Source organism: Pseudomonas sp. AGC41 (assembly GCF_057334555.1).
On the sequence record NZ_JBHFJB010000013.1, the window covers coordinates 21,404 to 33,743 of the forward strand.

The 12,340-nt window shown below is 60.6% G+C and carries 11 protein-coding genes; 5 read left to right on the forward strand and 6 right to left on the reverse strand.

The features are described 5' to 3' along the window. Positions 1-133 precede the first annotated feature (133 nt). Positions 134-2,452, reverse strand: coding sequence for a TonB-dependent receptor (locus ACE04F_RS01920; protein WP_486104361.1), 2,319 nt, complete (start codon positions 2,450-2,452; stop codon positions 134-136). Between the two features lie 209 nt (positions 2,453-2,661). Between ACE04F_RS01920 and ACE04F_RS01925 the strand changes: the two genes are divergently transcribed. After that, the gene (locus tag ACE04F_RS01925) at positions 2,662-3,342 is read left to right on the forward strand and encodes a Fe2+-dependent dioxygenase (protein ID WP_486104363.1); all 681 of its coding nucleotides are present in this window, start codon (positions 2,662-2,664) and stop codon (positions 3,340-3,342) included. Beyond that, on the forward strand, positions 3,343-4,104 hold the full coding sequence (locus tag ACE04F_RS01930; RefSeq protein WP_486104365.1) for a tetratricopeptide repeat protein: 762 nt from the start codon (positions 3,343-3,345) through the stop codon (positions 4,102-4,104). Positions 4,105-4,140: 36 nt separating this feature from the next. On the opposite strand, the gene ACE04F_RS01935 is transcribed toward ACE04F_RS01930, so the two are convergent. The 5 genes from ACE04F_RS01935 to ACE04F_RS01955 form a co-directional block, all read right to left on the reverse strand. Next, entirely contained in the window at positions 4,141-5,304 is a 1,164-nt protein-coding gene (locus tag ACE04F_RS01935; RefSeq protein ID WP_305496871.1) for a type III PLP-dependent enzyme, read from the reverse strand. A gap of 483 nt (positions 5,305-5,787) precedes the next feature. Then, entirely contained in the window at positions 5,788-6,945 is a 1,158-nt protein-coding gene (locus ACE04F_RS01940; protein ID WP_486104368.1) for an osmoprotectant ABC transporter ATP-binding protein OsmV, read from the reverse strand. Then, positions 6,942-7,595, reverse strand: coding sequence for an ABC transporter permease (locus ACE04F_RS01945; protein WP_305496867.1), 654 nt, complete (start codon positions 7,593-7,595; stop codon positions 6,942-6,944). The genes ACE04F_RS01940 and ACE04F_RS01945 overlap by 4 nt, the downstream gene beginning before the upstream one ends. Positions 7,596-7,610: 15 nt before the next feature. Then, positions 7,611-8,513 (reverse strand): glycine betaine ABC transporter substrate-binding protein, encoded by a 903-nt coding sequence (locus tag ACE04F_RS01950; RefSeq protein WP_486104371.1) that lies wholly within the window; start codon positions 8,511-8,513, stop codon positions 7,611-7,613. Between the two features lie 24 nt (positions 8,514-8,537). Then, on the reverse strand, positions 8,538-9,254 hold the full coding sequence (locus ACE04F_RS01955; protein ID WP_486104373.1) for an ABC transporter permease: 717 nt from the start codon (positions 9,252-9,254) through the stop codon (positions 8,538-8,540). Between the two features lie 421 nt (positions 9,255-9,675). Here ACE04F_RS01955 and ACE04F_RS01960 point away from each other — a divergent pair, with 421 nt between their 5' ends. From ACE04F_RS01960 to ACE04F_RS01970, 3 genes are all read left to right on the forward strand, one after another. Next, positions 9,676-10,032 (forward strand): type II toxin-antitoxin system RelE/ParE family toxin, encoded by a 357-nt coding sequence (locus ACE04F_RS01960; protein ID WP_486104375.1) that lies wholly within the window; start codon positions 9,676-9,678, stop codon positions 10,030-10,032. A gap of 4 nt (positions 10,033-10,036) precedes the next feature. After that, positions 10,037-10,366 (forward strand): XRE family transcriptional regulator, encoded by a 330-nt coding sequence (locus tag ACE04F_RS01965; protein ID WP_486104377.1) that lies wholly within the window; start codon positions 10,037-10,039, stop codon positions 10,364-10,366. 212 nt (positions 10,367-10,578) lie between these two features. Continuing rightward, a complete protein-coding gene (locus tag ACE04F_RS01970; RefSeq protein WP_486104379.1) occupies positions 10,579-12,168 on the forward strand; it encodes a peptide chain release factor 3 in 1,590 nt (529 codons plus the stop codon). Positions 12,169-12,340 lie beyond the last annotated feature (172 nt).

Genomic DNA, 12,340 nt, shown 5'->3' on the forward strand with positions numbered 1-12,340 from the left:
CCCGTGGGAGCGAGCCTGCTCGCGAAGACGTCGTGTCGGTCATGCATTTATCAACTGACACTTCGCTTTCGCGAGCAGGCTCGCTCCCACAGGTTCATTGCCTGGCCACTCGGCGTCGGGTTCTTTCAATCGGTCAGAAGTGGAAATTGGTACTCAACAACGCCGTACGCCCAGCCGCCTGGTTGGCGAAGTGGGTCGAGAACGCCTTGTCGTAGTAAGTCTCGTCGGTCAGGTTCTGCACGTTGAGTTGCAGGTCCAGGTGCTTGCTGACCTTATAACTGGCCATCGCGTCATAGCGTACATAGGAGTCGACCATGGTGGTGTTCGCCACGCTGCCGAACACATCGTCGACATAGAAGGCGCCGCCGCCGACGGTCAGCTTTGGCGTGAGCGCGTAGGTAGTCCAGACGCTGGCGCTGTTTTTTGGCGTGTTCGGCAATTCGTTGCCATCGCTGGTGCTCATCGGCCCGCCATCGACCTGCTCGCTGTCCAGGTAGCTGTAGCCGGCGAACACCTGCCATTTTTCGGTGAGCTTGCCGCTGGCCGACAGCTCCAGACCGTCGACGCGAGTCTTGCCAGCATTTTCATAGGTCGTGGTGTCGACCTGCACCCGGGCGTTTTCCTTCTCGGTGCGGAAAATCGCCGCGGTCAGCGAAAGCCGGCTGTCGAGCAAGTCCCACTTGGTGCCGATCTCGTAGTTCTTGGTGGTTTCCGGCTCCATGTCACTGGCGAGCAGGTTGCCACTGCGGTCTGGCGTCCCACCGAGCGGATTGCCCTCGATGCCTTCGCCTACCATGCTGCCGGGCGGCGTGGCCGAGGTCGCGTAGGACGCATAGATGCTGCCGTTGTCGGCCGGTTTCCAGACCAGGCCGAACTGGCCGGTGACGAACTCACTGGTGTCGTCACCCTTGGACGTGGTGGTGCCGGCGGCGTTGTAAGTCTTGTATTTCGTGTCGAAGTGGTCGTAGCGCAGGCCCATGTTCACCAGCCATTGCGGTGACAGCTCCAACGTGTCGAACACATAAAGCGCACGGGTCACGCTGGTGGTGTCGGTGCCGGCGTAATTGCGCGAAATCGCGCCGTTCCAGGGATCGTTCGGGTTCGGGTTGGACAGCGACGTGCAGTTGTAGCCGCTCGGCGCGCCGACCAGCGATGGCGTGCAGTTGGTGTTCGCGGCGGTGGTGCCCGGTACGGTGTCGGTGTTGACGTTGTACGAAGTCTTCTCGCCGGTCTCGCGGCTCAGCTCGATGCCGGTGGAGAAGCTGTTCTTGAAGCCGGCCACATAGAAGTCGCCGAACAGATCAGTCTGGTTGGTGGTGGTGTCGACGTTGCTGACGCGGCTGTTGACGCGCCGCCAGACCGTACCGTTGTTGACGTTGCCCTTGCTGTCGTCGGGCTGTGTGAGGATGTAGTCCTGCATGCTGGAGCCGTGGCGCAGGGTGTTCTTGACGGTCAGCGCATCGCTCAGGTCATGCTCGATGGCGATGGTCGCGGTGTCGACGCGGGTCTTGCGGAAATCGCGGTCGGTGAGGCCGTAGAAGTTGCTGCTGTCGCCGCCGGCATAGGGCTTGTCCGGGTTGGCCTTGGTGCGGTCGGCGGTGCGGCCCGAGGCGGGAACGCTGTAGGGAATGCCCGAATCCGGCAGGTCGTTGCTTTCCAGGTGGTAGTAGTCGAGGTTGACCCGGGTGTCGGTGCCCAGGCCGAACGCCAGCGACGGCGCGACGCCCCAGCGATCGTAGTTGACCTGGTCACGACCGGCGACGTTGCTTTCGTGGCTCATCAGGTTGAGCCGGCCGGCGGCGCTGTCGCTGAACTGGTAGTTGCCGTCGAGGGTGTAGCGCTGGGTCTGGTCCGAACCCCAGGTGAAGCCGCCGTCGAACGAGTCGCCCAAGTGGGCTTTCTTGCTCACCAGATTGATGGTGCCGCCGGCGGCGCCGCGGCCGCCGATGGCCGAATTCGGGCCCTTGCTGACCTCGATGGACTCCACCGCAAATATCTCCCGGCTTTGCGAACCGGTATCACGCACGTTATCCAGATAGGTGTCGCCCTGGGCATCGAAGCCACGAATGAACGGACGGTCGCCCTGGGGGTTGCCGCCTTCGCCGGCGCCAAAAGTGATGCCCGGCACGGTACGCAGGGCGTCCTGCATGTTGAGGGCGCCGGTGTCCTTGAGTACCTGCTGGGGAATGACCGTCACCGAGCGCGGCGTGTCGACCAGCGGCGCGGTGTATTTCGAGGATGAGGCTTTTTCGACCTGGTAGGACGTCGTGTCCTGGGCCTCGCCCGTAATGCTGGTAGCGTCCAGGGAGATGGCGTTGCGCGGGGCTTTTTCGTCGATCTTTTCCGCCGCTTGGGCCATCTGCGCGACAGCCGTCGCACCGAGGGCGACGCCGATGGCGGAGGCCAGCAGACGAGGTGAATTAACCGGTAATTGTGATTGTTGACGCGACATGAACAGTGCCTTCCCCAAGGTTGAGGCGGCGGAATATAGGGTAAACAGTTTTATGTATCAATTGCGAAATATTGCTATTTGGGAGGAATTTACATTCTTTACATTTTGCCTTTACGGTTTCTGCCCAGTGGTGCGTCGGCGGGGGTTGTGCACAGTCAATAAGAATCACTACCATTGGCGCCCCGCGTTATCCACAGGTCCTGAATGCCATGTTGCTGCACATCCCCGGTGTGTTTTCTGCTGAAGAAGTGCAGCGTATACGCGAGGCCCTGGAGCAGGCCGAATGGGCGGATGGCAAAGTCACGGCCGGTTATCAATCGGCCAAGGCCAAGCACAACCTGCAACTGCCCGAGGGACATCTCCTGGCCAAGGAAATCGGTGCGGCCATGCTGGAACGGCTGTGGAAAAATCCCTTGTTCATGTCGGCGGCGCTTCCACACAAGGTCTTCCCGCCGCTGGTGAACTGCTACACCGCCGGCGGCAGTTTCGATTTCCATATCGACAATGCCGTGCGCCAGCCCAAGGGCAGTGCCGAGCGGGTGCGCACCGACCTGTCGGCCACGCTGTTCTTCAGCGACCCGGAGGACTACGACGGCGGCGAGCTGGAAATCCAGGACACCTACGGCACCCAACGGGTCAAGTTGCCGGCCGGGGACATGGTGTTGTATCCGGGCACCAGCCTGCACAAGGTCAACGCGGTTACCCGTGGCACACGCTATGCCTCGTTCTTCTGGATCCAGAGCCTGGTGCGCGAAGACAGCCAGCGCGCGCTGCTGTTCGAGATGGACGGTGCGATCCAGGAACTGACCCGGGACGTGCCCGAGCATCCGTCGTTGATTCGCCTGACCGGCACCTACCACAACCTGTTGCGTCGCTGGGTCGAGGTGTAAATGACGGATTTTCGTCTGCGCCGCGAGGAAGTGCTCGACGGCGAGGCCCTCAAGGCCATGCTCGAGGACAGCCCGGCGCGGGCGGCCCAGGCGATTCTGATCGCAGCGGGCGAAGGGCTGCTTGAGGCCCAGGCGCTGCTTGGGCAGATCCTGCTGGACGGGCGCGGTATCGAACAGGACCAGACCCTGGCCCGGCGCTGGTTCGAAATCGCCGCCCAACGTGGGCACCTGATGGCGCGCAACATGTTGGGGCGCTGCCATGAGCATGGCTGGGGTTGTATTCCCGACGCGGCCGTCGCCGCCGGACATTATCGCCAGGCCGCCGAGTCGGGACTGGATTGGGCGATGTACAACCTGGCCAACCTGCTGGCGACAGGGCGCGGCGTTGCTGAAAATCAGCCGCAGGCATTGGCCCTTTATCGGCGCGCGGCCGAGCTTGGGCACGCCAAATCGATGAACCTGTTGGGGCGGTATCTGGAAGAGGGGCGTTTTTGCCCGGCGGACTCGGTGGCGGCGGCCCAGTGGTATCGCCGTTCGGCCGAAGCGGGGGATTTTCGGGGACAGTTCAGTTATGGCTGTTTATTGATTGCCGATGCCCGGATCGAAGAGGGCTTGGCGTGGTTGCGCCGGGCGTTGGCCGGAGGGAATCTGAATTTTCTTCGTGTCGCCGTGCAAACCTTGCAGACGGCGCGACTGACTGCGTTGTTTCCACTGATCGAGGCCTATCAGGTGCGCGTCCAGCAGATGCAAAAAAGCCCGTGAGCAAGTCACGGGCTTTTGGCTCAGGCAAGCACGTTTTTACACGTAGAAGGATTTCAGCGGCGGGAAGCCATTGAACTCCACAGCGCTGTAGCTGGTGGTATAGGCACCGGTCGACAGCCAGTACAAACGGTCGCCAATCGCCAGGTTCAGCGGCAAACCGTATTTGTAGTTCTCGTACATGATGTCGGCGCTGTCGCAGGTCGGGCCGGCGATGACCACTTCTTCCATCTCGCCTTTCTTCTCGGTCCAGATCGGAAACTTGATGGCTTCGTCCATGGTTTCGATCAGGCCGGAGAATTTACCCACGTCGGTGTACACCCAACGCTCGACGGCGGTACGCGACTTGCGCGCCACCAGCACCACTTCGCTGACCAGGATGCCGGCGTTGGCGATCAACGAGCGGCCCGGCTCGAGGATGATTTCCGGCAGTTCGTCGCCGAAGTCTTCCTTGAGGAAGCGGATGATTTCCTCTGCGTAGGTTTCCAGGCTGTTGGTGCGGGTGATGTAGTTGGCCGGGAAGCCACCGCCCATGTTGATCAGCTTCAAGACGATGCCGTCTTCTTCTTTCAGACGCTCGAAGATCACCTTGACCTTGGCGATGGCCGCGTCCCAGACGCTGATGTCGCGCTGTTGCGAGCCGACGTGGAACGAGATGCCGTACGGCACCAGGCCCAGGTCGCGGGCGAGGATCAGCAGGTCCATGGCCATGTCGGTCTGGCAGCCGAACTTGCGCGACAGTGGCCAGTCAGCCGTGGTCGAGCCTTCGGTGAGGATGCGCACATAAACTTTCGAACCCGGCGCGGCCTTGGCGATGTTGCGCAGGTCAGCTTCGGAGTCGGTGGCGTAGAGGCGCACGCCCTTCTCATAGAAGTAGCGGATGTCCTTGGATTTCTTGATGGTGTTGCCGTAGCTGATCTGGTCCGGGCCTACGCCCCGGCTCATCACCTTGTCCAGCTCGTAGATCGAGGCGATGTCGAAGTTCGAGCCTTTATCCTTGAGCAGGTCGATGATTTCCACCGCCGGGTTGGCCTTGACGGCGTAGTAGACCTTGGCGAATTCGAAACCGGCGCGCAGGTCGTCATAGGCCTTGGCGATCATCGCGGTATCGATCACCACGAATGGGGTTTCCTGCTTGTCGGCGAACGCCTTCATTTTCTGAAAGGTTTCGCGCGCGAAATAATCTTCGACCTGGATCGACATACTTGGGACTCCTACTGGCAAACATCAGGATCAATGGGTTTGAGGGCAGCAGCCCTCGCGAACGTCCTCCGTATCCCCACTTTGGTTCGCCTACTTCCCAAGGCATGTCGCCGAAAGCAAAAAGGCCACGGGATGCTTGATGCCCTTGGCCTTGCTGTCTCGTCGTCAGTACTTGAGCCGGATGGATCGTTTCCAGCATGGACGTTCGGCGCGAACTTTAGGGCGTGAGGGGCCTGAGATCAACTAAAAATGTCGCGTTTTTGCACGTCTCCGTCGTGCGGTGCGCGACAGCTCATGATGTAACCGACCGGTGTGACAGGTTGATGTTCCCCCGGATTGGTTTCGAGCCGGCTCGATATGGCTTTTGCCTTTGTGGCGAGGGAGCTTGCTCCCGCTGGGTGGCGAAGCCGCCCCAAAAAAGCGATGAGCGCTTCGCACTCAAGCGGGAGCAAGCTCCCTCGCCACAAAAGCTTCGTTTCCCTGTCAGGTAGACGCAGTCTCGGCCGGCGAGACAATGCTGGTCTTGCCGCCGCGCGAACGCCCCGAGCTCAGGTACTCGGCAATCGATTCCTGGGTCACTTCCCCAAGAAAGACCCGCTCGGCATCCATCACCGGCAGCCACGAACGGTTGAACTCATACATGCGCGACAACAGGATCCGCAGATGTTCGTCGTAGGCCGCGGTGGCGTTGAACTCCCGCAGGTATTGGCCGCAGGTGCCGGTCTGGCGGTACAGGTCGCGACGGCGCACATACCCCAGCGCCTTGTTCTCGGCGCAGGTGACCACCACGTAGCGACGGTCGTGCTCGTCCATCAGTTCCAGCGCCTCGGCCACCGGTGTTTCGGGGCTGACCGACGGGGCGTTGTCCGCCGCGTCTTCGGCCTTGACCAGCAACAGGCGCTTGAGCGTGCTGTCCTGGCCGACGAAATTGCTGACGAATTCGTCGGCCGGATGCGCCAGCAGTGTGTCCGGGTGGTCGCACTGGACCAGTTTGCCGGCGCGGAAGATCGCGATCTTGTCGCCCAGCTTGATGGCTTCGTCGATGTCGTGGCTGACCATGATCACGGTCTTGTTCAGCGCCCGTTGCATCTCGAAGAACTCGTTCTGGATCATCTCGCGGTTGATCGGGTCGACCGCGCCAAAAGGTTCGTCCATCAGCAGCAACGGCGCATCGGCCGCCAGGGCGCGGATCACGCCGATCCGCTGCTGCTGGCCGCCCGACAATTCACGCGGGTAGCGATGCAGGTATTGCTTGGGTTCGAGCTTGATCATGCTCATCAACTCGCGGGCGCGGTCGTGGCATTTCTGCTTGTCCCAGCCAAGCAGGCGCGGGACCACGGTGATGTTCTCCTCGATGGTCATGTTCGGGAACAGGCCGATCTGCTGGATCACGTAGCCGATGTTGCGGCGCAGGGTCACCTCGTCGAGGCCGGTGGTGTCTTCGCCGTTGATCAATACCTTGCCCGAGGTCGGCGGGATCAGACGGTTGATCATCTTCAGCGTGGTGCTTTTGCCACAGCCCGACGGCCCGAGGAACACACAGATCTCGCCTTCGTTGACGGTCAGGTTCACCGAGTCCACGGCTTTGACATCCTTGCCGTTGCTCTTGAAGGTTTTGCTGAGGTTTTGAAGTTCGATCATTTTAATAGTCCTTTCGGGGTCAGCGAGCGTTGCAGCCATTGCAGAAGCAGGTCGGCGAAGATGGCCAGGAGGCTGACCAGCACGGCGCCGACGATCAGCATCGACATGTCGCTGCGGCTGATGGAAGCGAGGATGAGCACGCCCAGGCCACCGGCGCCGATGGTGGCGGCGATGGTCATGACGCCGATGTTCATGACCACGGCGGTGCGTACGCCGGCGAGGATCACCGGCACGGCGATGGGCAACTCGACCATGCGCAGGCGTTGGCCGAAGGTCATGCCGATGCCGCGTGCGGCTTCACGAATGCCCGGCTCGACGCCGGTCAAGGCCAGGTAGGTGTTGCGCATGATCGGCAGCAGCGAATAAAGGAACACGGCGGTGATCGCCGGCATCGGACCGAGGCCCTGGCCGAACTTGGAATAGAACGGCAACAACAGGCCGAACAGGGCAATCGACGGAATGGTCAGCAGCACCGTGGCGCTGGCTTGCAACGGGCCGGCGAGCGCCGGGAAGCGGGTCATGAAAATGCCCAGCGGCACGCCGACGATTATCGCCAGGGTCACGGCGATGCCCACCAGGGTTATGTGCTGCCAGGTCAGGTGCAGCACCAGCGGCCAATCCAGATGGGAAAAGGCGTCAAGAAAATCCATGGCTTTTCCTCCAGGTCATTGGGTTGAGAGCAGGGAATGCTGGCGCAGGAAATCGGCGGCAACGGCGGAAGGGCTTTCATGATCGACATCCACGCGGGCGTTGAGCTGACGCATGGTTTCGTCGTCGAACAATTCGGCCAGCGGCTTGAGTTGCGCGGCCAGTTGCGGATGGGCATCGAGGAAGGCCTGGCGCACCACCGGCGCGGCGGTGTAGTCGGGGAAGTAATGCTTGTCATCTTCCAGCAGCTTCAGCTTGAACGCATTCAGCCGGCCGTCGGTGGTATACACCAGTCCGGCGAACACCTGGCTGTTGCGCAGCGCCGTATAGACCAGGCCCGCGTCCATCTGCCGGATATTCTTGCGGGTCAGGTTCATGCCGTAGCGCTCGACCATGCCGGCCAGGCCGTCGGAACGGTTGGCGAACTCGGTGTCCAGCGCGACCAGGTGATTTTCCTCGGCCTCGGTCTGCAGCACCGTATTCAATTGGCTGATGGAATTGATTTGCGGGTACTTCTTCGCAACCTTCTCCGGCAGGGCCAAGGCGTAGGTGTTGCTGAATTTCGACGGTGCGAGCCAGACCAGGCCTTTTTTCGCGTCGAGTTCTTTCACCCGGGCGTAGGACTGGGCGCTGTCGAGTTTCTCAGTGACATGGTTGTAGGAAACCAGCGACACGCCGGTGTATTCCCAGAGCAAATCCAACTGCCCGGTTTCATGGGCGCTGCGGGCCAGGTTACTGCCCAGCCCGCCAGTGACCTGGGCGTCGTAACCTTTGTCGCGCAGGTATTGCGCAGTGATTTCCGCCAGCAGGGTCTGCTCGGTGAACACCCGGGCACCGAGGCGGATCAGCGGTTTTTCAGCGGCTTGGGCGAATCCTGCGAACAGCAGCAGGCAGCCCATGATCAAGCTCAACTTCTTCATAACGATTCCTTTATCCAGCCAGGCTCAGGACGGTCGCAGACCGCGTTCCAGCCAGAGGCGGCTGGCCAGCGTCACCAGACCGTCGAGCAGCAATGCCAGCAAGGCGGTGCAGGCCGCGCCGAGCAGCAATTGCGGCTGATTGTTCAAGGCAATGCCGGGGAAGATCAGGCTGCCAAGGCTGTTGGCGCCGATCAGGAACGCCAGCGGTGCGGTGCCGACGTTGATCGCCAGGGCCACGCGCACGCCACCGACGATGATCGGCACGGCGTTGGGCAGTTCGACTTTCCACAGCACCTGGCGCGGAGTCATGCCGATGCCGACGGCAGCCTCCTTGAGCGAGCCCTGAACATTTTTCAAGCCTTCATGGGTGTTGCGTACAATGGGCAACAGCGAGGCGAGGAACAGGGCGAAGATCGCCGGCCCGCTGCCGATGCCCAGGATGCCCAAGGCAATGGCCAATACGGCCAGGGGCGGCACGGTATTGCCGATGTTGAACACTTGCATGAAACGTTCGGCGCGCCCGACCATGCCGGGGCGGCTGAGGGCGATGCCGGCGGGGATGCCGACGATCAGGGCCGCCAACATGGAGGCCAGTACCAGCATCAGGTGCGCTTGCAGGTAGAACAGCAGGTCGTCGCGGTAACGGTGGATCGTATCGATGCCGATCCAGTGGACCAACAGGGCCAGGAGAGCGACGACGACCGCCCCCCCGATAAGCCCTTTGCCATAGCGGATAGCCACAGGCGGACTCCTTTGTCTTTTCAGTCGGCGCACGCTTTCCCGGGCGGCGGACCTTCATTGGTTGCCGGGAAAACGTTCGCGAGAAGCAGCTGTTTTCGAGGCCGGTAAGACGACGTCGAAGCGAGCCATGAGCGCAGCCTCGTCAGGCTAACTTGCTGATTTTGCAGACCCTGACGGTTGCTCGTATCAGGGTGGTGGACGCCTCCACGCGGCAAAAGGTTCCCATGTGCAGCAGCATCTGGCCACCCTAGATGTGCTCAACGGTTCGGTTCCTGGCGTAAGTTGAGCTATAGTTTTTGCCCTTTTTCGAATCACCTGCCAAGCGATTTCCCGTGATGAAACAGGCCGTATGGAATCGGCCGGGATTGGGCAGGATTGAATTATATACTTGACGGAATATTCTCTTAAGGACATATTTGCAATGCCATGGATTGTCGAGTTTTGTGATGAGTTTGAGCCGGAATTCGGGGCCATGGCCGAGGCGGTTCAGGATGAGCTGCTGGCCCAGCTCAAAGTACTCGAGCGATTTGGTCCGGAGCTAGGGCGCCCGCAGGTGGACACTCTTAACGGCTCAAAGCACGCCAATATGAAAGAGTTGCGTTTCAAGGCTGATGATGGGGTCTGGCGTGTGGCCTTCGCGTTCGATCCGGAAAGGAAAGCTGTCCTGCTGGTTGGTGATGACAAGTCAGGCGCTAGCCAGAAGAAGTTCTATACGGACTTGATCAAGACAGCAGATGTCCGCTTTGACCGGCACCTGAGCACACTGAAGAAAGGGTAAGGCAATGGCTAAGTCAATCGACGAAATTATGAAAGGGCTTCCCGCTGCCCGTCGACAGAAGATTGAACAGCGCGGCGCGGACCTCATTGCAGAACAGATGACCCTGCAGGAACTGCGCAAGGAGCTGAATCTCACCCAGGAGACTATGGCTGGTCTTCTCCATATGAAGCAAGGCAACGTCTCTAAAGTGGAGAAGCGTACCGACATGCTGCTCTCTACGCTGCGTGAATATGTCGAGGCTATGGGGGGAACACTGGAATTGGTTGCCCGGCTTCCCGGTCGTGGCCCCGTGAAGCTGGAAGGTCTTCGTGACCTGAACGCGGACATCAAGTAAGAAAAAAGGCCATCCAGACGGATGGCCTTTTGGTTTGCAGTCAACCTCTTTCGGCGAGGTGCAGTTCCAGCCAAGCGCTATCGGCCATCGTACCGAGCGCACCCGTCCGCCCTTTGTTACAATGCGCGGTTTCCTGTACTGGCCTGTGCAATCGGCCAAAAGCAAATTTTTCAGTGTGTGCATAACAGCATGCACAATCGAGATTTTGAACGATGTCCGACAGCAAAATTGTCAATGAAGTCAATGCCAGGCGCACTTTCGCCATTATTTCCCACCCCGATGCCGGTAAGACCACCATCACCGAAAAGCTCTTGCTGATGGGCAAGGCGATTGCGGTGGCCGGCACGGTGAAATCCCGCAAGTCCGACCGCCATGCCACCTCCGACTGGATGGAAATGGAAAAGCAACGGGGTATCTCCATTACCACGTCGGTCATGCAGTTCCCATATCGCGAGCACATGATCAACCTGCTCGATACCCCGGGCCACGAAGACTTCTCCGAAGACACCTACCGCACCCTGACCGCGGTCGACTCGGCCTTGATGGTCCTCGACGGCGGTAAAGGCGTCGAGCCACGGACCATCGCGCTGATGGACGTCTGCCGTCTGCGGGACACGCCGATCGTCAGCTTCATCAACAAACTCGACCGCGACATTCGCGACCCGATCGAACTGCTCGACGAAATCGAAGCGGTCCTGAAGATCAAGGCTGCGCCGATCACCTGGCCGATCGGTTGCTACCGCGACTTCAAGGGCGTGTACCACCTGGCCGACGACTACATCATCGTCTACACCGCCGGCCACGGTCATGAGCGCACCGAAACCAAGATCATCGAGAAGCTCGACTCCGACGAGGCCCGCGCCCACCTGGGCGACGAATACGAGCGCTTTGTCGAGCAACTGGAGCTGGTGCAGGGCGCCTGCCATGAATTCAACCAGCAGGAATTTCTCGACGGCCAACTGACCCCGGTGTTCTTCGGGACCGCCCTGGGCAACTTCGGCGTCGACCATGTACTTGACGCCGTCGTCGATTGGGCCCCGCGCCCGCTGCCACGCGTTGCCAACGAGCGCACCGTGGAGCCGGTGGAAGAGAAATTCGCAGGCTTCGTGTTCAAGATCCAGGCGAACATGGACCCTAAGCACCGCGACCGTATCGCCTTCATGCGCATCTGCTCCGGCAAATACGAAAAAGGCATGAAGATGCGCCACGTGCGCACCGGCAAGGACGTGCGCATCGGCGACGCCTTGACCTTCTTCTCCTCGGAACGCGAGCAACTGGAAGAGGCTTTCGCCGGTGACATCATTGGCCTGCACAACCACGGCACCATCCAGATCGGCGACACCTTCACCGAAGGCGAAGCCCTGGGTTTTACCGGCATCCCGCATTTCGCCCCGGAACTGTTCCGCCGCGTACGCCTGAAGGATCCGCTCAAGTCCAAGCAACTGCGCCAGGGCCTCCAGCAGCTGGCCGAAGAGGGCGCCACCCAGGTGTTCTTCCCGGAGCGCAGCAACGACATCATCCTCGGCGCCGTCGGTGTGCTGCAGTTCGATGTGGTCGCCAGTCGCCTGAAAGAGGAATACAAGGTGGAGTGCTCCTACGAGCCGATCACCGTGTATTCCGCCCGCTGGATTGAATGCGACGACAAGAAAAAACTCGAGGAATTTTCCAACAAGGCCGTGGAAAACCTCGCGCTGGATGGTGGTGGGCATTTGACCTACCTGGCGCCAACACGGGTCAACCTGGCGCTGATGGAAGAGCGCTGGCCAGATGTGAAATTCCGCGCGACGCGCGAGCACCACTAAGCCCCAGGCATCTAAACCGAAAACCTGTGGGAGCGAGCCTGCTCGCGAAAGCGGAGTGTCAGCCATATCCATTTTGGATGTGCCGCCGTCATCGCGAGCAAGCTCGCTCCCACATTGGTTCTGCGGCAGTCTTCAATCCCCCGGCCACCCTTAATCCCTGTGGGAGCGAGCC

What these genes read in the sequence shown, in the direction of transcription:
- ACE04F_RS01920 (WP_486104361.1), bottom strand. Translation starts at nt 2,452, where the DNA reads ATGTCGCGTCAACAATCACAATTACCGGTTAATTCACCTCGTCTGCTG.
- ACE04F_RS01930 (WP_486104365.1), top strand. Translation starts at nt 3,343, where the DNA reads ATGACGGATTTTCGTCTGCGCCGCGAGGAAGTGCTCGACGGCGAGGCC.
- ACE04F_RS01935 (WP_305496871.1), bottom strand. Translation starts at nt 5,304, where the DNA reads ATGTCGATCCAGGTCGAAGATTATTTCGCGCGCGAAACCTTTCAGAAA.
- ACE04F_RS01945 (WP_305496867.1), bottom strand. Translation starts at nt 7,595, where the DNA reads ATGGATTTTCTTGACGCCTTTTCCCATCTGGATTGGCCGCTGGTGCTG.
- ACE04F_RS01925 (WP_486104363.1), top strand. Translation starts at nt 2,662, where the DNA reads ATGTTGCTGCACATCCCCGGTGTGTTTTCTGCTGAAGAAGTGCAGCGT.
- ACE04F_RS01970 (WP_486104379.1), top strand. Translation starts at nt 10,579, where the DNA reads ATGTCCGACAGCAAAATTGTCAATGAAGTCAATGCCAGGCGCACTTTC.
- ACE04F_RS01940 (WP_486104368.1), bottom strand. Translation starts at nt 6,945, where the DNA reads ATGATCGAACTTCAAAACCTCAGCAAAACCTTCAAGAGCAACGGCAAG.
- ACE04F_RS01965 (WP_486104377.1), top strand. Translation starts at nt 10,037, where the DNA reads ATGGCTAAGTCAATCGACGAAATTATGAAAGGGCTTCCCGCTGCCCGT.
- ACE04F_RS01960 (WP_486104375.1), top strand. Translation starts at nt 9,676, where the DNA reads ATGCCATGGATTGTCGAGTTTTGTGATGAGTTTGAGCCGGAATTCGGG.
- ACE04F_RS01950 (WP_486104371.1), bottom strand. Translation starts at nt 8,513, where the DNA reads ATGAAGAAGTTGAGCTTGATCATGGGCTGCCTGCTGCTGTTCGCAGGA.